Annotated in this window: 13 protein-coding genes; 2 read left to right on the top strand and 11 right to left on the bottom strand. The window is 35.2% G+C overall.

What is annotated here, in order from left to right; translation table 11 throughout:
- Positions 1 to 317: 317 nt before the first annotated feature.
- The 3 genes from B0A66_RS13700 to B0A66_RS13690 are packed head-to-tail and all read right to left on the bottom strand — an operon-like array spanning position 318 to position 5,912.
- Complete coding sequence (locus tag B0A66_RS13700) at positions 318 to 1,301, bottom strand: glycoside hydrolase family 43 protein (RefSeq protein ID WP_089050410.1); 984 nt, start codon at positions 1,299 to 1,301, stop codon at positions 318 to 320.
- Between the two features lie 43 nt (positions 1,302 to 1,344).
- Positions 1,345 to 3,702, bottom strand: coding sequence for a GH92 family glycosyl hydrolase (locus tag B0A66_RS13695; RefSeq protein ID WP_089050409.1), 2,358 nt, complete (start codon positions 3,700 to 3,702; stop codon positions 1,345 to 1,347).
- A gap of 44 nt (positions 3,703 to 3,746) precedes the next feature.
- Positions 3,747 to 5,912 (bottom strand): TIM-barrel domain-containing protein, encoded by a 2,166-nt coding sequence (locus B0A66_RS13690; protein WP_089050408.1) that lies wholly within the window; start codon positions 5,910 to 5,912, stop codon positions 3,747 to 3,749.
- A 466-nt stretch (positions 5,913 to 6,378) separates the two neighbouring features.
- Here B0A66_RS13690 and B0A66_RS13685 point away from each other — a divergent pair, with 466 nt between their 5' ends.
- On the top strand, positions 6,379 to 10,332 hold the full coding sequence (locus B0A66_RS13685; protein WP_089050407.1) for a hybrid sensor histidine kinase/response regulator transcription factor: 3,954 nt from the start codon (positions 6,379 to 6,381) through the stop codon (positions 10,330 to 10,332).
- A 73-nt stretch (positions 10,333 to 10,405) separates the two neighbouring features.
- On the opposite strand, the gene B0A66_RS13680 is transcribed toward B0A66_RS13685, so the two are convergent.
- The 8 genes from B0A66_RS13680 to B0A66_RS13645 form a co-directional block, all read right to left on the bottom strand.
- Positions 10,406 to 12,583 carry a GH92 family glycosyl hydrolase gene (locus B0A66_RS13680; protein ID WP_089050406.1) on the bottom strand — a complete coding sequence of 726 codons (2,178 nt, stop codon included), beginning with the start codon at positions 12,581 to 12,583 and terminating at the stop codon, positions 10,406 to 10,408.
- A gap of 29 nt (positions 12,584 to 12,612) precedes the next feature.
- Entirely contained in the window at positions 12,613 to 14,043 is a 1,431-nt protein-coding gene (locus B0A66_RS13675; RefSeq protein WP_089050405.1) for a glycoside hydrolase family 125 protein, read from the bottom strand.
- A gap of 164 nt (positions 14,044 to 14,207) precedes the next feature.
- Positions 14,208 to 15,392, bottom strand: coding sequence for a glycoside hydrolase family 76 protein (locus tag B0A66_RS13670; RefSeq protein ID WP_089050404.1), 1,185 nt, complete (start codon positions 15,390 to 15,392; stop codon positions 14,208 to 14,210).
- 59 nt (positions 15,393 to 15,451) lie between these two features.
- Complete coding sequence (locus B0A66_RS13665; protein WP_089050403.1) at positions 15,452 to 16,576, bottom strand: SusE domain-containing protein; 1,125 nt, start codon at positions 16,574 to 16,576, stop codon at positions 15,452 to 15,454.
- Between the two features lie 30 nt (positions 16,577 to 16,606).
- The gene (locus tag B0A66_RS13660; protein ID WP_089050402.1) at positions 16,607 to 18,226 is read right to left on the bottom strand and encodes a RagB/SusD family nutrient uptake outer membrane protein; all 1,620 of its coding nucleotides are present in this window, start codon (positions 18,224 to 18,226) and stop codon (positions 16,607 to 16,609) included.
- Between the two features lie 12 nt (positions 18,227 to 18,238).
- Positions 18,239 to 21,343 (bottom strand): SusC/RagA family TonB-linked outer membrane protein, encoded by a 3,105-nt coding sequence (locus tag B0A66_RS13655; RefSeq protein ID WP_089050401.1) that lies wholly within the window; start codon positions 21,341 to 21,343, stop codon positions 18,239 to 18,241.
- A gap of 493 nt (positions 21,344 to 21,836) precedes the next feature.
- Positions 21,837 to 22,862 (bottom strand): LacI family DNA-binding transcriptional regulator, encoded by a 1,026-nt coding sequence (locus B0A66_RS13650; protein ID WP_089050400.1) that lies wholly within the window; start codon positions 22,860 to 22,862, stop codon positions 21,837 to 21,839.
- Between the two features lie 138 nt (positions 22,863 to 23,000).
- Positions 23,001 to 23,945 carry an ROK family protein gene (locus B0A66_RS13645; protein ID WP_089050399.1) on the bottom strand — a complete coding sequence of 315 codons (945 nt, stop codon included), beginning with the start codon at positions 23,943 to 23,945 and terminating at the stop codon, positions 23,001 to 23,003.
- Between the two features lie 470 nt (positions 23,946 to 24,415).
- Here B0A66_RS13645 and B0A66_RS13640 point away from each other — a divergent pair, with 470 nt between their 5' ends.
- Positions 24,416 to 24,811 (top strand): ACT domain-containing protein, encoded by a 396-nt coding sequence (locus B0A66_RS13640; protein WP_089050398.1) that lies wholly within the window; start codon positions 24,416 to 24,418, stop codon positions 24,809 to 24,811.
- Positions 24,812 to 24,961 lie beyond the last annotated feature (150 nt).

The raw sequence follows: 24,961 nt of genomic DNA, 5'->3' as shown, positions 1-24,961 counted from the left end.
CGCTCTGATTTTAACACATCTCAAAAAATTACTACCTATTTTTATAGATATCGTAATTTAAACCTAAAAAAAATATCATTTAATTCGTGACCAAATTAGCGCATTAACCACCCATTTTTTATCCCATTTCGTTTCAAAATTGTGTTCAAACGTCCCATACATCCTTCGAAAACACTGAACGTTAGTGATCTGACACAAATCATATAGAATATGACCAGATAAAAAGTTTGTTTTTTTAAAGAGGGCATCAGAATAAAAAACAAGACAAAAAAATAACGCAGTAATGCGTTATCTTTTATCTTTTACAATCTTATATTTTATTTAATCACCTTCGCCGATACTCCTTCGTTTGTTATAATTACGGGTTTGATAAAACCTTTTTCATCAAAATGCATTTCTTCTATGCAGGTTTCTCTGGAATTTGCGTGTGTTTCGTTAATTGGTCTTCTGTGGTACACAATATAATATTTCTCCTCGTTTGGTATTTTTATAACCGAATGATGTCCTGCACCTACAGCAATTTTAGCGTCTTGTTCTAAGATTTTCCCAATTCTTTTAAAGGGGCCTAAAGGTGAATCTGCAATTGCATAAGCCACACAATAGTCTGGTCCTGTCCAGCCTCCTTCTGACCACATAAAATAGTATTTATTATTTCGAATAAACATAAAAGGACCTTCAACGTAGTTTTCGGGTGTCACTTCTTTAAAAACAGTCTTATCTTCAAAAGGTACAAAGCCGGTAAAGTCAGCTTTTAGTTTCGCTACATTACAATGTTTCCATCCTCCGTAAAACAAATAATGCTGTCCGTCTTTGTCCCTAAATACAAACTGATCAATTGGCTGTGCTCCATTGTAAAATTTATCAACTAATGGTTTTCCTAAATAATCTTTGTATGGTCCTTCCGGTTTTGATGCTACTGCTATACCTATTCCTCCAATTTCATTATCACTCTGAATATCATTTGCTCCAAAAAACAAAAAGTATTTGTTTTTATTTTTGATAATTGAAGGCGCCCAAATAGCTTTTTTTGCCCATTTTACTGCCGTTGTATCTAAAATCCTCGAATGTTTTGTCCAATGAACTAAATCTTTTGATGAAAAAGCATTTAATAAAATCTGATCTTCGTAGCGAGCAGAAAAAGTGGGATACACCCAATACGTTTTATCAAAAATGATCGCTTCCGGATCAGCATACCAGCCTTTAAAAATCGGATTATTGCTTTTTAGCTGATTAGAAACACTTGCTTGTGCCATTGTTTTTGAACAAGATAAAATCAGAAATAAATAAAATACTTGCTTCATAATGTTTCGTTTTGGTTAAAGGATTACTGTACGATTGTAACTTTTAATTGTCCCATGTTGTTACCGGCTTTGAATCTACTTTCATGTTTAATGTACCTCCTTTTTTAATGGCTTCCAGATCAATTGAAAGTTCCCTTACGTTCGTATCATTCAGTTTTACTTCCTGCAGATAGACATTGCTTTTTGTATTATTTTTTACATTAATAGTGAAATTAGCATTACGTGCTTTTCCTAATTTCTTAATTGTAATTTTATCAAACAATGGGCTTCCTATTTGAAACGAAGGATTTATATCCGTTAATCCTTTTACATCAAACAAACCAATTGACGACATAACATACCAGGCTCCCAATTGTCCCTGATCTTCGTCCTGACCGTAACCGTATCCGTGAATTCCTTCTGTTCCGTAAAATTCGTCGCAGATTGCATGAACCCATTTTTGTGTCAGCGCTGGTTTTCCTGAGAAATTAAAAAGCCATGAAATATGCAAGTTCGGTTGATTTCCATGATTGTAAAAACCTGATAAACCAGCAAATGCATCAATGGTAGTACCTCCGCCAAAGACATTCTTTTGTGATTTCGTAAAAATAGTATTCAAACGCTCGTTAAAAGTATCTTTTCCTAAAACCGATACTAATTCCGGAACATTGTGCGGAACATAAAAAGTATATTGCCATGCGTTACCTTCCTGAAAACCTCGCCACGGCTGCGATGGATCAAAATTTTTTATAAATTCTCCATTAGCATATTTAGGGCGTATAAATGCTGTTTCTTTATCATAAATCAGTTTCCATCCATCAGCTAATTTTATCAGCTTCTCGTAGTCTTTTGTTTTACCTAAAGCCTTTGCAAATTGGGCTACAGCATAAGCACTAAATGAATATTCTAAAGTATGCGAAGCTGAAAATCCTGAGCCTTCTGTATTGGTTTTAAAATCCATATTATCCAGATATGGAGAATAGCCCAATGCTACAAACTGTTTCACATCCATTTTACCTGCGCCTTGTATCCGGTCCTTCCATTCTAATTCATTTTTTAGCGCTGCCTCATATCCTTTTTCTACATCGAAATTGTGAATCCCGGAATTATAAGCGGAAGCTATAGCAAGCCCTGTAAAGTTCGTTCCTACACCGGATACATATTTACTATTTGCAATACCATCACCCAGCCATCCGGCATCTTTGTACACCAACAATTGTCCTTGTACCCAGTCTGCATAATATTCAGGATAAGCGAGTGCCCACAATTGGGTCAGGTTCCAAAAGCCTCCCCAAATGGCATCGGTATTGTAGTAATTGTGCTGAGGTTGTCCTTTTGCATCTAATGGTATCTGTCCAACTTTTCCGTTATTCATAGGATAAGCACCATTTACATCACTTCCCAGTCCGCGTCCTAATAATGCATGATATAATCCTGTGTAAAATTTAATCTTATCCTTTTCATTTTTACCTTCTACAGCTATCCTTCCAAGATACTCGTTCCAAGTTGTCTGACTTTGTTTTTTTGCTGCTGCAAAATCTAAATTCTTTGCTTCAGTATCTAAATTAAGTCTGGCATTGGCTATTGAAGTATACGACAATCCTATTTTTACGGTCACCATTTCATTTTCTTTAGTATCAAAAGTTAAATAAACTCCGGCACCTTCTCCTGTAATTTCCTTTACACTTGCCTGAACTCCTTGTTTATTGAATGTTCCGAAGCTTGTTGGCTTTTTGTCTAAAACCGCCGAGAAATACATGGCAACATCGGCTCCTGCCTGATAAATTTTCACATATTCCGGCATCGTAATCACATAACCTTCTATTCTTCCATCTTCTGTGATCGTAACTTTAGACTCCTTTACAGCTCCACTTTCTCCTTGTCTGTTTCCAATGTCAAAAATTATATTAGACTGAGATGATTTCGGAAACGTATAACGCTGAAAACCTACTCTTTTTGTTGCGGTAAGTTCTGCTTTCACTTTATAATCTTTCAGCAATACAGAATAATAACCTGCTGTGGCATACTCGTCTTTTCGATCAAATCTCGATCTGTACCCTTCTTCCGGTTTATCAAGACTTCCTGGTATAGTCTGCAGTTTACCAACAGAAGGTGCCAGTACGATACCACCAACCTGAAACTCATGCAAACACGCAAAACCTTCTATAGATGTATCTCTGTCATCATAACCGGTGGCCTCCCAACCTTGTACATTCCCAAGATGGCCGTTAGTCGATGGTCCCAGTTTTGCAAGTCCAAATGGCATTGCTCCCGGAGTATAAAAAAACCAACGGCTGTGTGCTGTTCCTATATTGGGTTTTACATAATCGGACCATTTTTTAGCTGACTGCTGACCAAAAGTCATCATACTCGCCAAAAAAAGCATTGCCATACAAGTGAATCTTACTAAAATCTTTTTCATATCTAAATCTAATTATTCTGTTTGCTATTGTAACGTTATGGAATTTATTTTAAATCTATTGTAATTCCATCTTTAAAAGTTCCGTTTCCTGAATAGGCTTTACCATTCCAAAACACACTTGCATTTATTTTGTTTATTTCTTTACTATTTCTTTTACCAACTACATCAGAAACTTTAATTATAAGGGAATTATCTTTCTTTTCAGCTTTAAAAGTTACTAAAGCATAATCTTGTTTCTCAAAGCCAAAACCATCTCCATCGTCAAGATACAAGTTGCCAATCGCTTTACCATTTTTGTCCAGACCTACGAAAAGACTTAACGGATCGAACGAGTTTTCGCCTGCATTCTGGATAATTTTTCCTGCCGGAATAATACTGCCGCCTTTTATAAGCAGCTTAGCCTGATACTTATCTTGCTTTTCTCCTTCTACAAGATTAATCTCTTCCCATATTCCGGATGGTAAAACAGGATCTTTAGCAAATGCAGGAACTACCAAAAGATTTTCTCCTAATAGAAAAGCTTGTTCTTCGGTTCTTAGACGCAAATCTTTACTATCTGCAAAAAATACGGGAGCCATAACTGGCATTCCTGTTTTAGAAGATTCATAAAAAAGTGTATACAAATAAGGCAATAAGCGATAACGTCTTTCTAATGCAATTCGCGATGTTTTTTCTATTTCTGCTCCGTAAGCCCAAGGTTCTTTGTCATTCGTTCCTGCACAGGCATGTCCGCGTGCAAAAGGCATTAATGCGCCAAAGCCAAGCCAGCTAGCCCATAAATCGCCATCTGTATTTCCTAAAAATCCTCCAATATCAGGTCCATTAAACGGCTGACCCGATAATCCTAATGTAAGTGACATGGGCACAGAAAGTTTTAAATGTTCCCAACTCGCATAGTTATCACCTGTCCAGGTTGCTGCGTAACGCTGTCCGCCCATCAAATTGGAACGTGTGAGAAGGAAAGGACGTTTGGATGGATTTGTTTTTAAGATTCCTTCATAAGAAGCTTCCACCATTAAACGTCCGTAAGCATTGTGATAAAGCAAATGAGAACCCTGAGGTAAATTTCCTCCACCTTTGTGTGGCGTATCATAAGGCATTGTTCCCAAACGTTGTGCTTCAGGAAAATCATTGTCGTTTACAGCAGGTTCATTCATATCATTCCAGACACCATCAATTCCGGTACTCATGAAATCTTTATAAAGTCCTGCCCACCAATTTCTGGTTTTTGGAGACGTAAAATCTGGAAATGCACAATCTCCCGGCCATACTTTTCCGTGGTATTCTTCTCCGTTAGGTTTCTTTACCCAGACATCATTTTGTGTGCCTGACTTATATATTGCATATTCCTTATCTACTTTTACTCCTGGATCGATCATATACACGGCACGAAAACCTTTTTTGTGCAGGTTATCATTTAATATTTTTGGATTGCGGAATCGAATACTGTCAAAAGTAAATACTCTGTAACCTTGCATATAATCAATATCCATCCAGATTACGTCGCATGGAATTTTCTTTTCTCTAAAAGTATCCGCAATTTCCATTACCCGTTTTTCACTGTCGTAAGAGAACCTACATTGATGATATCCCAACGCCCAACGTGGCGGTAATTTTATGGTACCTGTTAATTCTGATAGCCCTTTTATAACTTCCTGTGGTGATTTTCGATCAATAATATAAACTCTAAATAAGGCGCCTTCTGAATTGTAAATGATCTGATCGGAGTTGGTTATTAACTCCGCTTTCCAAGTGCTGTCAAATATGATTCCGAATGCAGAACCATCAGCTCGAACACCCATAACCCACGGATGTGTCTGATACAATCTTTTGCCGCCTTCAACACTATAAGCTCCGGTATCGGTATTCCATAATTTTATAGCTTGTCCATTGCGTAAAAGAGGTCCGGTAACTTCTCCTCCTCCGTAGAGGCTTATTTCTCCTTTGAGGTTAAGAACGGCACTTGCTTTATTATTGTTGAATGAAAATTGCGGAATCAAAGACCAATCTGCCGGTAGTTTTCCGCTAGATTTCGGTTCAGAAGAAAGTATTAACGATGGTGTTTTGTTTTTATCAAATCCTTTAGGTATAAATTCTGCAATTCCGTTACCTACAAGTGACGATTTTGATAAGGCTATTTCCTGAGCAGTTGATGTGGTTATTCCTGCTGAAGAAAAAAAAAGGGTAAGTAAGATAGATTTTAAATTCATGTTAGAAATTTAAATGTTATAAACTATAATGAATTGGTAAATGCTAATATACTAAAACGTTTTAGTATATCTGTCACATAATGAAATATTTTGTTTGTTTTAAAATGTTAATCGTTTCTGTTTTGTTTTTTTAGCTGTTATTAGGGATTAATAAGTTTTTCAAATTTCGTTTTGTTTTACTAAAAATATAACTAATATTGCAATCACTTTAACGATGCTTATTTTGAGTCCTTTCAAAATATTTTACTTATTTTTTAGCAATACCATAATTTATATATTAAAAAAATATCAATTTAATTTTTGACCAAAGTAGCGTATTGCTACTGTTATTTTAATGTCATTTTGTTTCACAATTGTGTCGAAATGGTTCAGAATCCTTTTAAACATCACTAAATACAGGATAAAAACCAAATTGAATACTGATGACACAGACGAAGCAATTATTTTATAAATTAAAAACATATACATGCAGCATTTTTTAAAAATTGGAACTTTATTGTATCTTCTCTTTTTCTCGACTTCCATTTTTAGTCAGGAGTATTATTTTAAACATTATAAGGTAGAAAATGGTATGTCTAATAATACTGTTTTGGCTTCTATTCAGGATCAAGACGGATTTCTATGGTTTGGAACTAAAGATGGATTGAATCGTTTCGACGGCTATCATTTTAAAACATTTAGAAGTGGTACTGATCCCAGAACTTCATTGGGAATAAACTATATTCAGTCTTTGCATGAATTTAAAAACTATATCTGGGTAGGAACTGATAAGGGACTTTATTCGTATGATAAAAAGCTCGAGAAATTTACCTTTATAAACGAGGCAATCAATAATCGTATTAATGATATTGACAATGATTTGAAAAATAACTTATGGTTTATATCTATCGGAACTTTAATTAAATACAATGTCGATACCAAAGAAACAAGAATGTTTGATGGCGCTAATTCTTTTTTTGCCACTTCGATAACCTGCGATAAAAATGGTGTCATTTGGGTATCGTCGTATGATGATTTATACCGTTACTCCGAAGCTACTCAGAGTTTTGATAAAATTAAGGTACAACTGCCAAACAATACCTTTTCAATTTCTGCAATCTATTCCTTAGATACTAATTCTGTTTTAATTGGTACCCGCGATCATGGTGTTTATAAGTATGATGTATCAAGCGGAAAGACAACCCCATTCATGACCGAAAAACCTATTTTTGTCCGACAATTCAAGAGAGACAAAAATGAATTGTGGATTACCAGCGAATCAGGTGTTTACATTTACAATCTCGAACATAAAACGGTTAGAAATTTACGAAAAAGCCCTAGCGATCCTTATGCTATTTCAGATAATGCAGCATATTGCATTACTATTGATAAAGAAAATGGCGTCTGGATTGGAACTTATTTTGGCGGTGTAAATTATCATCAAAAGCAATACGATCAGTTTAAGAAATACTTTCCGCGAAAAAGTGAAAATGCGATTGTAGGCAATGCTGTTCGCGAAATTCAGAAGGATGATAAGGGAAATCTCTGGATTGGTACTGAAGATGCAGGAATCAACAAATTTAATCTGGAGACCAAAAAATTCGTAAACTTTCAGCCGGACAAGACAAAAGCAGGACTTTCATTTTATAATATCCACGGCGTTTTACCTAGAGGAAATCAAATCTGGATAGGAACTTTTGAACATGGTCTGGACATTATGGATGCTGCTTCAGGAAAAATTGTAAAGCATTATGACCATACAAACAGTACTTTTAAAAGTGATTTTATTGTTTCGTTTTATGAAACGCCAAAAAAGGAATTATATGTCATAACTTCTGTTGGTATTTATTTGTATGATGAAAAAAAGGAAAACTTTACCATTTCAAATTATTTTTCAGAAAGCACGCATTTTACCTGCATGTTCAATGACAGGCATGGAAATTTATGGGCGGGATCGTATCGCGACGGACTGTTTTATTATAATCCAAAAACAAAAGAAAAAGTAGTTTACCGCCATGACTTTAAAAATGATAAAAGTATTAGTAATGATTTTATCACTTCGATTTTTCAGGACAAACAAAATAACTTGTGGATTGCAACTGAAAATGGTTTGAATTTATTTGATCCCCGAACCAAAGCATTTAAAAAATTCACCACTAAAGATGGTTTCCCAAGTAGTGTTATTTATTCTATTTTACAGGATGAGCAACAAAATTTATGCATCACGACTTCAAAAGGGCTCGTTAAATTTAATTACAAAACAAAGGCTGTAAAAATCTTTACGACTGCAAACGGCTTACTGAGTGATCAGTTTAATTACAGTTCTGCTTTTAAGGATTCTAATGGAGATATGTATTTTGGAAATCTTAACGGAATGATTAGTTTTAATCCTAAGAACTTCACGACGTATAAATATAATCCTCCCATTTTTATAACGGGGCTTCAAATCAACAATCAGGATGTGATTGTAAATGATGAAGATTCGCCATTGGATGAATCTGTTTCTTATATCAAAAAGATTACTTTAAAAAATTATCAATCTAATTTTAATATTGATTTTGCTGCTTTAAGTTATACCGCTCCTGAGCTGACACAATATTGGTATAAACTGGATGGAATAAGCGATGATTGGGTTTATCTGAATAAAAACAATAAAGTTTTCTTTACGGAACTTCCCTCGGGTGATTATAAATTTAGAGTAAAATCTTTAAGCGCAAGCGGTATCTGGAGTAAAGAAGCTATTGTGGGTATTACGATTTTACCTCCTTTTTGGGCTAGCAGTTATGCTTTTGTCTTTTATTTTTTATTAATCGCTGGATGTCTGTACTGGCTTTTACGCCGCTATCATCATATAACTATTAAAGAGAATAATCAAAAAATTGAAAAGCTTAATAACGAGAAAGAAAAAGAAATTTATCACGCTAAAATTGAATTCTTCACCAACGTTGCCCATGAAATTCGAACGCCGCTTACTTTGATTAAAAGTCCTCTGGAAAGTTTGCTGAAAAAGAATTATGAATCTCCTGAAATCATACCAAGTTTGTCTCTGATGGAGAAAAATACCTCCCGCTTACTGAATTTAGTGAATGAATTACTGGATTTTAGAAAAACAGAAATGGAAGGTCTTGGACTTACTTTTGTGGAAACCAATATTTCTTCCTTAGTAAAACAATTACAATCGGAATTTACGCCGCTTATTGAAGAAAAGAAAATTCAGGTACAATGGGAATTGGGCGAAAAAAACATCTATGCCTTTGTGGATGAAGAAGCGATTCGAAAAATACTAAGCAACTTAATAAGTAATGCTGTTAAATACACTAAAAACGAAGTGATTATAACGCTTTTTAGAGATGAAACCTTTTTGGAATTTATAGTTAAGAATGATGGAAATTTAATTCCGAAGAGTCTTAAAAGTAAAATCTTTGAACCGTTTTTCAGAATCTTAGGTTCTGAAACGCAAACCGGAACCGGAATTGGATTATCTCTTGCGCATTCTTTAACGGAACTGCACAACGGAACGCTAAAACTGCAATTCTTAGATGATTCTATGAATACGTTTGTACTGCGTTTACCACTTCGTCAGCAAAGTGAATTCCATCTTTACAAAGATGCTTCAGAAACGATGAAGGAAAATGATGAAGAGTTTGAAAATGAGATTACTGCTAAGAATACAAAAACGCAAATTCTTCTTGTAGAAGACAATCTGGAGCTGCTTAATTTTATGAGCAAAGAGATTGGAAAGGAATATAAAATCTTTAAAGCGGCTAACGGAGAAGAAGCTTTAAAAATTATTCACAATCAAAGCATTCATATTGTTATCAGCGATATCACAATGCCTGTCATGGATGGAATCGAATTATGCCGCCGCATTAAATCTAATATTGAAACCAGTCACACGCCTGTTATTTTGTTAACGGCTTTGAGTGCTGTTCAAACACGAATAAAAGGTCTTGAATCCGGTGCTGACGCTTATATTCCGAAACCATTTTCAATGGATTTTATATTGGCTCAGATCGATAATTTGTTATCGAACAGACGTCATGTTATGGAATTTTATGCAAGTTCTCCCCTGTCTCATTTAAAAACGATTGCTCATAATACTATTGACGAAGAATTCATTAAAAAACTGGATGAAATTATAGATCAGAATATGGCAGATACAAGTTTAAGTGTAGAATCATTGGCTGATATTCTGCACATGAGCCGTTCTACTTTATACCGAAAAATAAAGGACATATCGAGCTTAAGCCCTAATGAATTGATTAACAATGCGCGTCTGAAAAAAGCAGCTGAATTATTGCTTTCCGGCAAATACAAGGTTTATGAAATTGCAGAAATAGTGGGCTACAATTCGCAGTCCAGTTTTAGCAGAAACTTTCAAAAAAGTTTTTCCATGTCGCCTTCAGAATTTATAAGCAATGGAAATCAGGAAACAAAATAGTCTTAATTCATTATTTATTCTATAAAAATTGCCCAAAAAAAGTCAGTTACTTTTTGGGGGCAATTGTATTTTGTTATTTAGTTATAACTTGTATTTCACCCCCATTTTTAAATAAATCGTGGGAGATATAATAACTGTTTATTTTCGAACCATTTACTTTTATAGCTTCCAAATCTCTCTTTCCGTTAGGATTTTTTATCGTTACTTTTTTTCCTTCCGGTGTGGTCCATGCCACTTCTTTAAAAATAGGAACAGTCACAATATATTCAGGATCAGCCGGCGATAATGGATAAAGACCTAAAGCTCCAAACACATACCACGAAGACATTTCGCCCGCATCATCCATACCGCTCATCGCCAGTTTTTCAGGGCCAATTCCGTACATCGTATCTAAAATCTCATCGATTATTTTTTGTGATTTTTCAGGTTTGTTTACAAAATAATAGGAAAATGGCGCTTCGTGATCCGGCTGGTTTCCGTGACAATATTGTCCAATAAATCCGGAAATATTCCAGGCAATGTATTCCGGGTTCCATGGTTTTGTAAAAAACGTATCCAGTTTATCTTCAAAAGGTTTTTTACCTCCATAAAGTTGTACTAATCCCGGCATATCATGTGGTACGAAAAAGGAAAGCTGCCAAGCATTTGCTTCTCTGTACATGTATTCATAATACGGAAACTCAGGATTAAAGGGCGTAACCCATTTACGATCTGCAAGTCGTCCTCTCATAAAAGCCGATTCTTTATCGAAGACGTTTGCATAATTTTTAGAACGTTTTACCAAATCATTATAATGTTTGGTGTCATTGAGTTCTTTGGCTAATAAAGAAAGTGCATGATCGTCGTAAGCATATTCTAAGGTTTTTGTAACTCCGGCATTGGCTACTGTTTCTACCACAGGATTTTTAATATCTTGCTCGGGAACGTATCCTTTTTCGATATAATCCGCAATATGAGGTCTTGTTCCTCCTTCTTTGTAAGCGTTATTTAGTAATAATTCGTAGGCTTTTTTAACATCATACTTTCGAATTCCTCTCATATAAGATCCTGCAATAAAGGAAGCGGCATGATCTCCGTGAAAAAATGTTGGAATGAAACCTTTTATTTCTCCTTCATTGATAATCGAACTAATGACATCGCTGGTTACATCTGGTGAAAAAATGCTTAATAAAACCAGTTTATTTCTATAATCATCCCATAAAGAAGGAAGTGTGTAATAGTGGTAATTTTCTTTGCGTACTTTTCCGGCTTCATCTATAAACTGTCCGTTGACATCGCTTCGTAAAGCTGGCCACAGAAATGATCTGTACAACATACTGTAGAACATTACATTTTGCTGTTCATTTCCTCCTTTTACCTGAATTTTAGAAAGCAGTTTTTCCCACTCTTTACTTCCTTGTTCAAAAATGGCAGTGAAATTTTTATTTCCTGTTTCAGCTTTTAAATTATCGACGGCATTTTCAACACTCACAAAAGATAACGCTATTTTAACGGTTACAGATTTAGTGTCTCCGTCTTTGATATTCACCAAAGTATAACCGCCGCTCTTTGCAATATCTTTAGAATCTAATTTTTCTATTGGACTGCTAAAAGTGGCGTAAAAGTATATTTTTTCGCCTCCGGTTCTTTGAAATCCGCTCACAGCGTTGGCTCCTTCTTGCTTGATCTGCCAATCATCCACATTATTATTGGCTTTGCCAAGATCAAAAAGAACTTTTCTTTGTTTATTATTTTTGAAAGTGTATTCGTGAATACCACAACGTAAGGTCGAAGTTAGTTTCACCTGAACATCATAATCCTTTAGATATACTTCATAATATGCCGGACTTGCTTTTTCCTGATCGTGACTAAATGCTGATTTGTACGGAAAAGAAGCCCCTTGCGAAACGGGCAAAAGCGGAATATGGCATAGGTTCCAATGTCCTTTGTTGGTGTGTGTAAAACCCAGAATTTCTGTGTCTTCATATTCATATCCAGCTCCGGATTTGTATTTCGTCATTGGACTCAGCTGCACCATTGCATTGGGTACAGAAGAACCCGGAAAAACCAAACCAGCCCAAACGCGCATGTCTTTTGGCGGTGTATAACCAATTATTTTTGTATCTAATAAAGGAGCGGTTCCAATAAAGGGATTTACTAACACGGTATATTTTCCTTTTGCAGCGCCTCCACCCGATTTTTGAGCAATAGCATTCTGGCTCGTGAAAGACACTGTTAGTGCTACGAGTATTATTTTATTTCTTAATTTCATAATTTTAAAAAATTAGAATCGGTTACAGCTTATAACTCAAGCAATTTTGGATTGGTTTTATAGGTGTCCCACAACAGTTCTCCAAATAAGGTGTTTGTCCAAGCAAACCATGATCTGGTGAAATTTTTGGCATCGTCTTTATGAAAGGATTCGTGCATAAAACCAGTATCTCCGTGTGAAGCTTTAAGCATTCTGATACAATTTTTAATTTCATTTCCATCAGAAGTTGTATAAGCTCTCATAACTAGCGACATAGGCCAGATCATATCCATGCCTACGTGAGGACCTCCAACACCTTCGGCTACTTTTCCTTTAAAGAAAAATGGGTTATCTTCTGAAAGGATAAATTTTCTTGTATTTTGATAAATCGGATCTTTTACATCAATCGCATCTAAGTACGGCAAGCTCAATAAACTTGGTACATTCGAATCATCCATTAGTAAATGACCTCCAAAACCATCTACTTCAAAAGCAAAAATATCGCCATATTTAGGGTGTTTTACAATTCCATGTTCTTTGATTGCTTTGGCCACTTCAGTCCCTAAATCTCTTAACTCTTTTGCAGTACTATTGTCTTTTTTAATGGTTTCTAACATTTCAGCAGCCTGATTCATACTGGCTACAATAAAAAAGTTGGAAGGAATAAGGAAAGAAAAAACAGTAGCGTCATCACTCGGTCTGAAAGCAGAACAAACTAATCCCACAGGTTTAACCGGATATCCGTACCCTTTCAGAGGTCGCGTATCTGTAGCAAATTGTGTTGTTCTCTGAAAATTGTATGGATTGGTACCGTCTTTTTGCTGCTGATCTTTAAATACTTTTAAAGTTGCTTTAATGGCTTTTACCCAATTTTCATCAAATGGTGCTGTGTCACCGGTATTTTTCCAATAGTTATACGATAATCTGATGGGGTAACAAAGCGAATCGATTTCATATTTTCTTTCGTGAACGCCTGGTTTCATATCAGTGTGATCTGTTGTCCACTCGCCTTTTTTATTGGGATCATTGTAAAACGCGTTCGCATACGGGTCTTTCAAAATATATTCGGTCTGTCTGTTTATAACACCTGCAATCAGATTTTTAAGCTTTTGATCTTTGCCTGCAAAAGCCATATACGGCCAAACCTGCGCTGAACTGTCTCTTAACCACATGGCATCGATGTCACCTGTAATAACATAAGTATCGGGTCTTCCATTTTTTTGTGAATACGTTACCGTTGTATCCAGCGTGTTCGGAAAACAGTTATTGAATAACCAGCCTAATTCTTTGTCTTTTACATTCTTTTGAAATTCTGCTATTGTTTTTTCAATAAAATCACTTTCAAAATTTCTCTTTTGTTTAGCAACCCTAACGACTGGGAAATCTTTTTCGACTTTAGTTCCGGCAAAAATTTCGATTGGATTGATCAGTGCCAAACTTCCAAATAATGCTGTGTTCTGTATAAATTTTCTTCTTTGCATGCTTATTATATTTTATTTTGAGGCAAAAAATTGCCCTAATTATTACTTATTAGATAGAATAAATTCTTTTTTTTGCTTAGCTAACTAAAGATACTATAAAACCTGAAGGATTTTGATTTCCTTCAGGCGTTACAGAAATTACTAAAAAAACTACTCAAACTATATTAATTAAAAAATCCGTCTTTATCCAGCTTTGCAGCTGCTTCAATCAACATCACGCCGCTTAACTGAGTGGTAAGATCTACATTTGCACCCGCTTTTGGAGCCGTCATCCAGTTGTTTCCGGAAAGCATTGTTGGTCTTAGTATTCCTTTGCTGTAAAATGACTGCGCATTAAATTTTAAAAAAGCAGCAAATTTCTCTGAATCTGTAGCGTTGATAGTTGGCTGTTCGATTAACTCTGTAAAATAGCGTACTAAAATACCTTTAAACAATCCACCGTCTCCCTGACCTTCATCTCTAAGCAGACCTTCTGAAACTAATTTTGGACTTGTTAAAACTGTTCTTCCGGATTTTACAGCATCATCCAGATAAGTCTGCTCTTTTGTTGTTTCATACAATCTTAATCCAGCCCCAATCCAGGTTCCCATGTTATAGGTAAAAACCCAGTCTTTGTTTGTCGTAACTACACCATTTGTTTCTGAAATATTATCCCAAACTGCACCTGAAACGGGATCAACAAGATTATTCTTTTGCCACTCATAAATTTTCTTAGCCCAGTCCAGATCATCCGGATTCTTGTCTATTGCATAAAGTCTCATCGCAAGAATTACAGCGGGTGCATTTGATACAGCATTTTTTTGTCTTGGTGTATCTTGTTTCCACGTAATACCGCCGCCAAAAACGTTATCACTCCAGCTCAATTTGATTCTTTCCCATAAAAAGTCGGCAACATCTTTATAATCCTGATCCTGTGTAGCATCAAAAGCGCGAAGGCAGGAATTGGCAAGCCAGAGCATATCATCATTAAAAACGTTGTCATACGTATTTCCGTTTTTAATTTTAATTCCTTGTACCAAAGCTTTCATTTTGGTTTTGTAATTCTCATTTCCGGTTCTTAAAAATCCGTCTACAAGTACATCGAGAACATGTGCATTTGGCCAATAATGAAACGTGCTGTTTCCAGTATTGTTTTCTACAAATGTGGCATTAGCCCCTAAATAATTGTTATATGTGGCAAGTTGCAAAGAGTCTGCTGTTTGAGCCCAGGTATATTTGAATGCTGTTCCGCCTCCTGAATTGGGATCACGCAACGGTATAGCATCATCATCACAGGAAACGGTTAATAACCCTAATCCGGCCACGCATAACAATGTGATGTAATAACGTGTTGAAAATAATTTTTTCATAATCTATTTCATTTAATAAACGTCTCTTAAAGACGATCTTCAAGAGACGTCAGGGTTATTTATAAAATTGTAAAACTATGTGTGTATGCTGGTGAAGCTGCACTAAAGTTAATTTCTGCATTTACACTTTTGTTATCTACTTCTGATGCAAACTTGAAACTGTTTTTCCAGAAATCATTAGTTACCGGAACCATATACCAGAATGATGCAGGTGTTTTTGGGTCATCCGGACGATTGTTGTCACCATTTACACTTCCGTACCATTCTTCGCTTGTAGTTGATCCGTTTACGACTGTGAATTTAAATTTATAACGCTCATCTCTACCCCAACTTTCTTGTTTGAAACTTATAGCTTTGTTATCTGCTTTCCAAATACCGCCACCTGAGTACGTATATTCGAATAAGTAAGCGCTTAAAGGAGGAAACCACAATTCTATCTTTTGAATTTCTGTCATTGTTGTAGAACCATCGCTGAAATCAACTTTAATTTTATATACTTTACTATCCCCTTCGTAAGTAGTTGCACCGTCTTGTTTTATCTTATCATCACCGATATAGAAAACTTCCGGAGTTCCATTTTTTCTGGTAATGAATTTATACGTACCGGCACTTAGTTTGGTGTAAATTTCAAATGTCGTAGCTCCTGTTTTCTTAAAAGCCTGTGCATCAGAAACGGTTTCTCCTTTTTCCGAGCCTGAACCAGTAATAAAGAGCTGATCCGGAGTTGGGAATCCACTAGGGCGCTGTACTTCAATGATATTAGATACTGTTGATTTTTGTACATTGATACCTTTAGAAGAATAAACAGTCCACTTTAGTTTTCCAATTGCTTCCGCCTCTATTCCTGCTAAAGTGGCAATTTTATTTAATTCTGAAAATGAAAGATTTAATATTTTCTGAAATCCGTTTCCATCAGAAGGCATTACATAAACAGGTTTAGAAAAATCACCGTCTTCGCGGTCAAAAAGTACATCGTAAAGTATAGCGCCATTGTCTTCTGCTTTTGCGCCTTCCCATTCGAAAACAGCAGAGCTCTGAGCTGCCAGATCATAAAATTTATTATTTGCAGGAGAATATAATGTGCTGACTGCGCTTACATTTGTATGACTCAATTCGTCATTGTCACAGCTTACAATAAATACTGCGCATAGTATCAATAATAATGTTGAATATAGACTTTTCATGTTTTTATGTTTTAGGTTAGTTAGTTCGTATTACCAGTTAGGATTTTGAGATAAGTTGGTGTTAATCAAACGCTCATCTCTTGGTATTGGCCATAAATAATGTTTATCAGGATCAAAAGTTCTTAAGTTTACTCTCAAATATCCGTTGTCTACAGATTGTATTCCGAATTTTGCTCCGTGTGCATAGCCATTCAAAACATTCTCTGCTATTTTCCATCTTCTGATATCAAATATTCTTAAACCTTCCATCCCAAATTCTGTTCGGCGTTCATTTCTTATTACTTCTTTAAGTCCTGCCTGACCTAATGTAGCGTCAAATACTAAAGCTGCCGGATCCGTAAAACCCGCACGAACTCTCAGTGCTCCAACAGTCTGATCCCAAACGGAACTATTCATCTGTCCAAGCTCATTTTTAGCTTCTGCATACATCAATAATACATCGGCATAGCGAATTAGCATTAAATTTAAACCTGATTGTAAAGAGGTTAAATGTTTTGTATCGTAATATTTTCTCGTGTAATAGCCTGTTGGTGTTGCAGAAGATCCTTGTACAAATTCATCAGCTGTATTTCCTCCGGAACCAGGCTTGATCGTAATAACACGTGTACTGCCATCAGCTTCTTTCCAATTGTACTGATCATAAACTACTGTAGCTGTAAGTCTTGGATCTCTATTTGTGTAAGGATCATTTTCGTCGTATAATGATCCTGCTTCGTTAATTTTCTTTCCGTTGAGCATCAAATAACTGTCAACCAATTCTTGTGTAGGAGCCAATGCATTCAATCGTGCACCGGCAGACAATGGAGCCATGTCAAAAAACTCTCCCCACATTCTAAATTGTGGTACGTATTGAATGCTTAGGATATCTTCGTTGCTGTATTCATTCTGAGTTTCAAAAAGACCTTCGTAAGACGGAAACAAACTGTATTGTCCGTAAGTCGATGCCATTAACTGTTCTGTTACCTGTACTACTTCTGCCCATCTTCCTTCATACAAAAGAACTCTTGCTTTTAATGCTGCTGCGGCACCTGAAGTTACTTTTCCTCTGTCTGCATCAGCATACTGTATATTTTTTGGAAGAACTGGAATTACAGCATCAAGTTCGCTTAATATAAACTGAACAACTTCTGCATGAGAGGTTCTGCTTATAGTTGTTGCTTCCTGGAGTGATGGATCTTTTACCAAAAGCGGAATATCACCGAACCAAGTTGTTAACTGAAAATGCTGAAACGCTCTTAGAAAACGAGTTTCGGCTTTCATTTTCTCAATTACAGCAGGATCTGCATTTGGAATACGGTCAATGTTCTCTAATATAAGATTACATGTTTTAATTCCTGCGTATCGATCATTCCATTCTTGTTTAATTCTGGGTAAAGAAGGATCATAAATTCCGGCACCAATTGATGCCGCGCCCGCGTTATCTCCTCTACCATTAAAAGCATTATCTGACAATGCCTCGTTGTAAAAGAAATATTCACTTTTCTGCATTTGTGAATATGCTGTATTTAGAAAAGTCTGAGCTTTATCTATTCTTGTCCAGTAAGTTGCATCTGTAAATTGATTTTCAGGAGCAAGCTCAAGGTCTTCGCAACTTACAAAAAGCAATAGCAAAGCCGGTATAAATTTTAGATGTTTATATATGTTTTTCATTTTGATTTTATTTTAGAAGCTAATATCAAGTCCCATTCCGTAATACACCTGTGTAGGATAAGCTCTTCCGCTGTTTGCTCCTGTCGTAGACATATTATTATTGAATTCAGAAAGCTCCGGATCTACAAATTTTACTTTTGATAATGTCAGCAGGTTCTGGCCGGAAATGTATACGCGAAAACTGCTCATTCCTAAATTTTGAACTACATCACTTGGTAAAGAATATCCTAACTGTATGTTTTTAAGTCTGGCGTAGGCACCATCATACAGGTACATGTCTGAACCTCTTCTAAAATTATTTGTATTAGATTGTGTTCCGTTGTTTGCCAGTCTTGGGTATCTTGCATCAGGATTTTGAGGTGTCCAGTAATCCAACTGATGCGTGTACATGGTCATACCATAATTGTAGTGAAACGGCTCTACCATTTCTCCTCTGATCATCATCGTTCTTTTCCCCACACCTTGTAAAAAGATGCTCAAATCGAAGTTTTTATAATCTACATTATACGTTACTCCGAAAGTATATCTCGGAAAAGGGTTTCCGAAAATGAATTTATCATTGTCATCGATTTTTCCGTCTTTGTTAGCATCTACATATCTATTATCACCGGGCTGAACTGTAATTCCTGCAGGAACCGCTGCGCCCTGAATTTGCTCTGCATTTTGGAAATATCCGTCTCTTTTTAAACCTACGTACGAATTAAAAGGAAGTCCTTCGCGAAGAATAACCTGTAGTTCTTCTACTCCTGTTAATCTTTCCTGTCCGTTAAAATCAAGTACTTTATTCTTTGAATCACCAAAATTTACCGTAACACTTTGGTTCAATGCTTTTCCTTTGTGTCTGTATGTAGCACTAATTTCCCATCCTCTGTTCCCTACTTTTCCTGCGTTGAAATCAGGAAGGTTCGTACCGTAAACTCCCGGTACCTGAGGTGCTACTAAAATGTCTGACGTTACTTTATCAAAGAAATCGAATGAAAAAGACAATGCTCCTTTGAAGAAATCGGCATCGATTCCGGCATTAAAGATGGCTGCTTTCTCCCATCGAATATCAGGATTTGCAAAGTTATATCCCGTTCCGCTTACGCCTGAATTATTAAAACCATAAGCATTTTGGAAAGTAAAATACGTCGTCTGATATTGGTAGTTACCCACATTTTGATTCCCAAGAATTCCGTATGAAGAGCGGAGTTTTATGTTCCCTACATTGTTGTTGTAGCTTTCCATAAAACTTTCTTTTGTTAAAGCATAACCAACGGTTGCAGAAGGAAAGAATCCCCATCTTACATCATCTCTGAATTTTGATGAACCATCGTATCTAAAACTAAACTCTGCAAAATATTTATCATTGTAATCGTAAGACAAACGTCCGAAAAGTGAATTAAGGCTATTTTTGAAAGAAGCCGGATTTCCATCAGGATCAGTTCCGTTTGAGTTATATGAATCCTCACCAATCACGGTTTCACTTGTTGGAGTTCCTAAATCCTCATCCGTAAATTTTTTGTAAATACCAGTACGGCGTTCTGAGTGATTCTCATTAGAAACTCCTACCAAAGCCCCCACATTGTGATTACTAAATGACTTTGTATACTCTAGCATAAACTGCGTATTCAAATCCAGACTTTTTTTAGATTCATCTCTGGTATCTCTGTCTGCACCATAAATACCTTGTGGAAAAAAATTAACCATCTTAGTACGGCTGTATAAATTTCCTGACCATAAACGCCCTCCAAATACTCCTTTTACTTTTAAGGCATCACTTAGTTTGTATTCGGCATTAAATGATCCAAAAATATCGTCATTATCATATTTTCTAAAACCACCCTGCTCCAGAACTCCCAATGAATTAAACTGCTGTAGTACATCGTTTGTCAGGAAGTTACCGTTTTCATCTTTCTGATTGTAATATAGCGGCACTCTGAAGGCATCTACCATTAAAGTGCTGGTACTCGAGGAATGGTCGCTGATTTTTTGTTTTGAATAGGCCAATGAAGATATTAATTTGAACTTACCATATTCATTCGAAAGGTTTATTCTGAAATTGTAACGCTCCATTCCTTTTTTAGGACCTACGAAATTACTTTCCTGATCTAAATAACCCAAAGAAACTAAATAAGTTGAATTTTCGTTTCCGCCCGAAATAGAGAGATTTTGATTTAGCTGAACGGCCGGTCTTACAATTTCTTCTGCAAACCATTTAGTATCGCCATTTGCTTTTAATTCAGCAATTTTTTCACCAGTAAATACAGCTGTGGTTTCACCGGAATTAAAAGCAGCTTCGTTTCTTAACATCGCATTTTCATATCCATGTACAGGCTGCGTAAAGAATTTCGGTGTATTGTATCCCGTAAGACTGCTGTACTGAATAGACATTGGTTTCCCTTTACTTCCTTTTTTTGTGGTAATAAGGACCACTCCATTGCTGGCTCTCGAACCGTAAATTGCAGCACTACCCGCGTCTTTTAGCACTGTAACGCTGTCTATGTCAGCTGGGTTTAAGGCATTAATATCGCCTCCTACTATACCGTCTATAACAATAAGAGGGCTATTATTTCCTAACGTACTAACACCTCTAATGTTTAAGTTAAGACCTGCTCCAGGCTCTGAGTTCGTCTGTTGAATTGTTAAACTTGGGGCTTTTCCTTGTAATGCAAGTGTTGTATTAACGTTTGGTCTTCCTTTAAAAGCTTCGTTATTGACCTGATCAACAGCTCCAACAACTTTTCTTTTCTTTTGAGTTCCGTATCCTACAACGACTACTTCGTCTAGTGCAGATACATCGAGATCCATAGCTACATTAATAGTGGCTCTGTTATTTACTTTTATTTCCACTGGTTTAAATCCCAGCATCGTGAACTTCAAACTTCCGTTACCATTTTTTAATTTTATTGTATAACGGCCATCAAAATCTGCATTTACTGCATTTCTGGGATCACTTGTATCTACAATAGTAACACCAGGAAGCGATAAATTATCTGATATTGAAGTAACAACTCCCGAAACCTGAGTTGTTTGGTCTTGTGCGGCGGCGTACTGATACCCACCGCAAATGAAGAGAATTGTGAGAAAAAAATGCAGTCTGCGCATTCTTTTCCTTCTGCAGTTTAATGATTTCATGTTAAAAAATTAGGTTAGTTAGTTACACTAGATTGATAACAAAAATTAGAGAAGCGATTTAAAAGCACTTTCCAGTGGTTATTAGTATTGATGTGATTTAATTAAAAGGTCCGGAATCTTTTAATTTTGAAAATCTAAATACTATGTTAAATTATCAACCGAAACAAACTTACTAAAACGTTTTAGTATAAAAAACATTTTTTTCATTAAATATAATTTTATTGTTAATTTTATAAATTATGAATTAATTTAAGGCCTTATATTAATTTTTTATCAATAAAAACCAACGAAAACGTTATAATAATTGTTAAAACTAAAGAATAAAAAAAGTAGTTCTTATCTCAGTAAATCAAATTATATCTGCAAATGAGACAAAATGAGTATAAATTGAGACAAAATGGGTACAAAAAAAATCTGATAATCAACGAATAAGTTGAAAATCAGATTATTTATATTTTTTTATGTTGTTTTTTTTTTAAAACAGTCAGGTATACTATTTCGCTAATGATGATTCGCGTATTAATAACTCTGTTTTTAGAACTACTTTTTGAGGTATTTCGCTTCCCTCTTTTTTCTTTAAAAGCGGTAACATAAGTTCCATTAATTTTATACTGATTTCTACTAAAGGCTGAGCAACAGAAGTAATAGCGGGATCGTATATTTTAAACATATCATTGTCATCAAAAGCTATTATTCCCAAATCTTTAATGAGTTTTTGATTTTTTTCTTTTAGAACTTCTAATCCGCTTTGCGCCAGGTAATTTGTGGCAAAAAACATAGCATCGAGCTCAGGATGATTATTTAAAAAATTATGAACATACGCCTTGCCTCTTCCTTTTATAATTTCGTTAAACGGAATTTGAAGCGTATGCGGTTTTAAACCATTTGTTTTAATCGCATTTTCATAACCGGACAAACGTCCTCCCATTTGACTTTGGTTAGTAGCTGTGGTAACAAAACCAATATTTTTGAATTTATTATCTATTAAATGCTGTGTAGCATCAAAAGAAGCCTGAGCATTATCAATCACGACACTGCAACAATCCAATTCTTCAAAAAATCTATCCAGAAGAACAACAGGTACATTATCTTTTACTAATTCTTCAATTGTATCTTTAAGTCCCGGAGAGGGAACAATAATAAAACCATCTACTTGTCTGAAATTAAACAGTGTGATAAGCTCAATTGATTTTTCATCATTATTTTCATTAGAACAAAAAATAACTTTATATCCTTTCTCGTATGCTATGTCTTCAAAAATACGGGCAAGTTTAGAGAAAAAACTATTTGAAATATCTTCGACCATAAAAACCAATAATTTTGATTTTCCGGTTCGAAGACTTTGCGCAATTTGATTGGGTCTGTAGTTTATTAATTTGGCGTAATCTAAAACCTTCTTGGTAAGTTCTTTAGAAATATGTTTTTCTTTTGCCTTACCGTTTAAAACAAATGATACTGTAGTTACAGATATATTAAGTTCACTAGCAATATGTTTTATAGAAACAGGTTTCTTTTTCATTTGTAATTATTTTAGACCAAGCCGTCATTTGCGTTCAAATATACTAAAAGTTATAGTTGTGTTTTACATCTCTCTTCAACTATAACTTTTACAATATATTCTATACCAAAACTGTGATCTCTCTACAATTTTATTACATTAAAACTTTGGAAGATTGTTTTTTATTTTATCCCAAAATGTTTCATCAAAAAGACAAGAAGCACCAATGATACCGGTTTCTTCTGTATTTTCTATCGTACAAATTTGCAGTTCGATTCCCTTCTTTCTAAAATTGCTTTCCAAATGGGGTAAAAATAAGCGACTGGATTTGGTTATATTCCCTCCGATTATAAGCACATCTGCTTTAAAATCTGAGATATACGGCGCTAAGAATTCACTTAAGTTAAGAGCAAAATCCTCAAAAATCACCATTGCGGTTTCATCATTCAGATTGGCTAATTCTTTAACTCCATCTTTTAAAATGGTTCCTGTTCGACTTTCGTATTGATTAATAAACCACCTGGTAGAAAAGTAATTATCAGCCAGATCGCCATTGAATTCCTTATCCCACAAAGATCCATTCTCCGGAACATTTTCGCCATTGGTAATGGGCAAATTGTTTTCCAGAAAGGCGGCTCCAAAACCTGTCCCCAATGTTATAGCTAAAATTTTCTGAGAAGCTGCTTCTTTTGTGTGCATAAAAGCACCTCCAATACCAAAGCAGGAGGCATCATTAAGAAATCTGAAGCTTGTATTTTCTGTATTTAAGTATTTTAAAAGTTCATCACCAACACAAACATTATACAAAGACTGGTATTTGTCATTTCCCTCAAACATTGCAATTCCGGTACTGTAATCAAACGGTCCGGGCATTGAAAATGCTATTCCAATATTCTGTTTTCCATTGACTTCTGCTGCGTCCTGTGCGATCTGTATCGTTTGATTTATTACCGCTGCCCAATTTTTTAAAATAAGTTCTTTAGAAGCTTTAGAATCAATAGGACCACAACGATATGTGTTTTCAATTATTTTAAGTTCTTTATTATGAATTGCCGCACTGCTGATATGGCTTCCTCCTATATCCACACCTATTGTTATAGACATCTAATCCTGTTTTTAAGTTATTAATTTAGTTCGAAATCTGATTTTCAAATTCATATTACCTTTAGTACGATTCCGGCTCAAACCTAAATAAAATGAATTAAAAACTGCGATACTTTATTATCAAAAGAAGGTACTATTTACTGTTGTAGACATTACAATAGATTTTTCTTAACCAAGCGTCAAAAACCTTCAATACTACTTATGCTATAATATTTTAACTATTGAAAACATTTATTAGCAACATCTACCCCTCATTACAGACAATAATTTTGTCTTGTAGTATAAAAGCAAATATACTAAAACGTTTTAGCAAACAAAATTTAAAGATTGCTTTTTTTTAACAAAAGCGAGATGCAGAAATGAATTATTATATCAGTTAATGATCATACTGCATAAATTTTCATTAATAATAGCTGTTATTTATTTATTTTTGATTGGTAAATAAACTATTATAATATAAACCCACTGAAATGAATACAGGAGAAAAAGATTTAAATATTTTATTGAAATCGATGAAACCCATATTGAATGATGGAGAATATGTTTTTTACTCAACCAAAGATACAGACGAAATAAAAAGCAGTGATATTATCTCTCTTTTTCATGAGAAAGAAGGAATAAGTTTAATTCTGGCAAAAGAAACAGCCGATAATCTTAAATTGAATTATAATTATGTGGCAAGCTGGATTACACTTGAAATTCATTCTTCGTTAGAAGCCGTAGGATTGACCGCCGCATTTTCTAAAGCATTATCCGAAGAAAACATCAGCTGCAATGTTGTAGCGGCTTTTTACCACGACCATATTTTTGTAGCCAAAGAAGATGCAGAAAAAGCAATGACTATTTTATTAGCATTTTTAAAATAGAAAACATCCAATACCGCTAATCACAGGTTTGTTTGCATTAATTTATTTTAAAAAATTAAAAAAGCACAAATCATTAAGAATTAAAAATTAGTAAACCTGCCTCCTATTCTATAAATAAAAGATTCCGATTCGCTGTTGTAATTTCATTAG

This window comes from Flavobacterium hercynium (assembly GCF_002217285.1).
Classification (GTDB): domain Bacteria; phylum Bacteroidota; class Bacteroidia; order Flavobacteriales; family Flavobacteriaceae; genus Flavobacterium; species Flavobacterium hercynium.
This window is presented reverse-complemented; position numbering and strand designations above follow the sequence as displayed.

What these genes read in the sequence shown, in the direction of transcription:
- B0A66_RS13645 (WP_089050399.1), bottom strand. Translation starts at nt 23,945, where the DNA reads ATGTCTATAACAATAGGTGTGGATATAGGAGGAAGCCATATCAGCAGT.
- B0A66_RS13670 (WP_089050404.1), bottom strand. Translation starts at nt 15,392, where the DNA reads ATGAAAAAATTATTTTCAACACGTTATTACATCACATTGTTATGCGTG.
- B0A66_RS13640 (WP_089050398.1), top strand. Translation starts at nt 24,416, where the DNA reads ATGAATACAGGAGAAAAAGATTTAAATATTTTATTGAAATCGATGAAA.
- B0A66_RS13655 (WP_089050401.1), bottom strand. Translation starts at nt 21,343, where the DNA reads ATGAAATCATTAAACTGCAGAAGGAAAAGAATGCGCAGACTGCATTTT.
- B0A66_RS13685 (WP_089050407.1), top strand. Translation starts at nt 6,379, where the DNA reads ATGCAGCATTTTTTAAAAATTGGAACTTTATTGTATCTTCTCTTTTTC.
- B0A66_RS13680 (WP_089050406.1), bottom strand. Translation starts at nt 12,583, where the DNA reads ATGAAATTAAGAAATAAAATAATACTCGTAGCACTAACAGTGTCTTTC.
- B0A66_RS13660 (WP_089050402.1), bottom strand. Translation starts at nt 18,226, where the DNA reads ATGAAAAACATATATAAACATCTAAAATTTATACCGGCTTTGCTATTG.
- B0A66_RS13675 (WP_089050405.1), bottom strand. Translation starts at nt 14,043, where the DNA reads ATGCAAAGAAGAAAATTTATACAGAACACAGCATTATTTGGAAGTTTG.
- B0A66_RS13665 (WP_089050403.1), bottom strand. Translation starts at nt 16,576, where the DNA reads ATGAAAAGTCTATATTCAACATTATTATTGATACTATGCGCAGTATTT.
- B0A66_RS13650 (WP_089050400.1), bottom strand. Translation starts at nt 22,862, where the DNA reads ATGAAAAAGAAACCTGTTTCTATAAAACATATTGCTAGTGAACTTAAT.
- B0A66_RS13695 (WP_089050409.1), bottom strand. Translation starts at nt 3,702, where the DNA reads ATGAAAAAGATTTTAGTAAGATTCACTTGTATGGCAATGCTTTTTTTG.
- B0A66_RS13700 (WP_089050410.1), bottom strand. Translation starts at nt 1,301, where the DNA reads ATGAAGCAAGTATTTTATTTATTTCTGATTTTATCTTGTTCAAAAACA.
- B0A66_RS13690 (WP_089050408.1), bottom strand. Translation starts at nt 5,912, where the DNA reads ATGAATTTAAAATCTATCTTACTTACCCTTTTTTTTTCTTCAGCAGGA.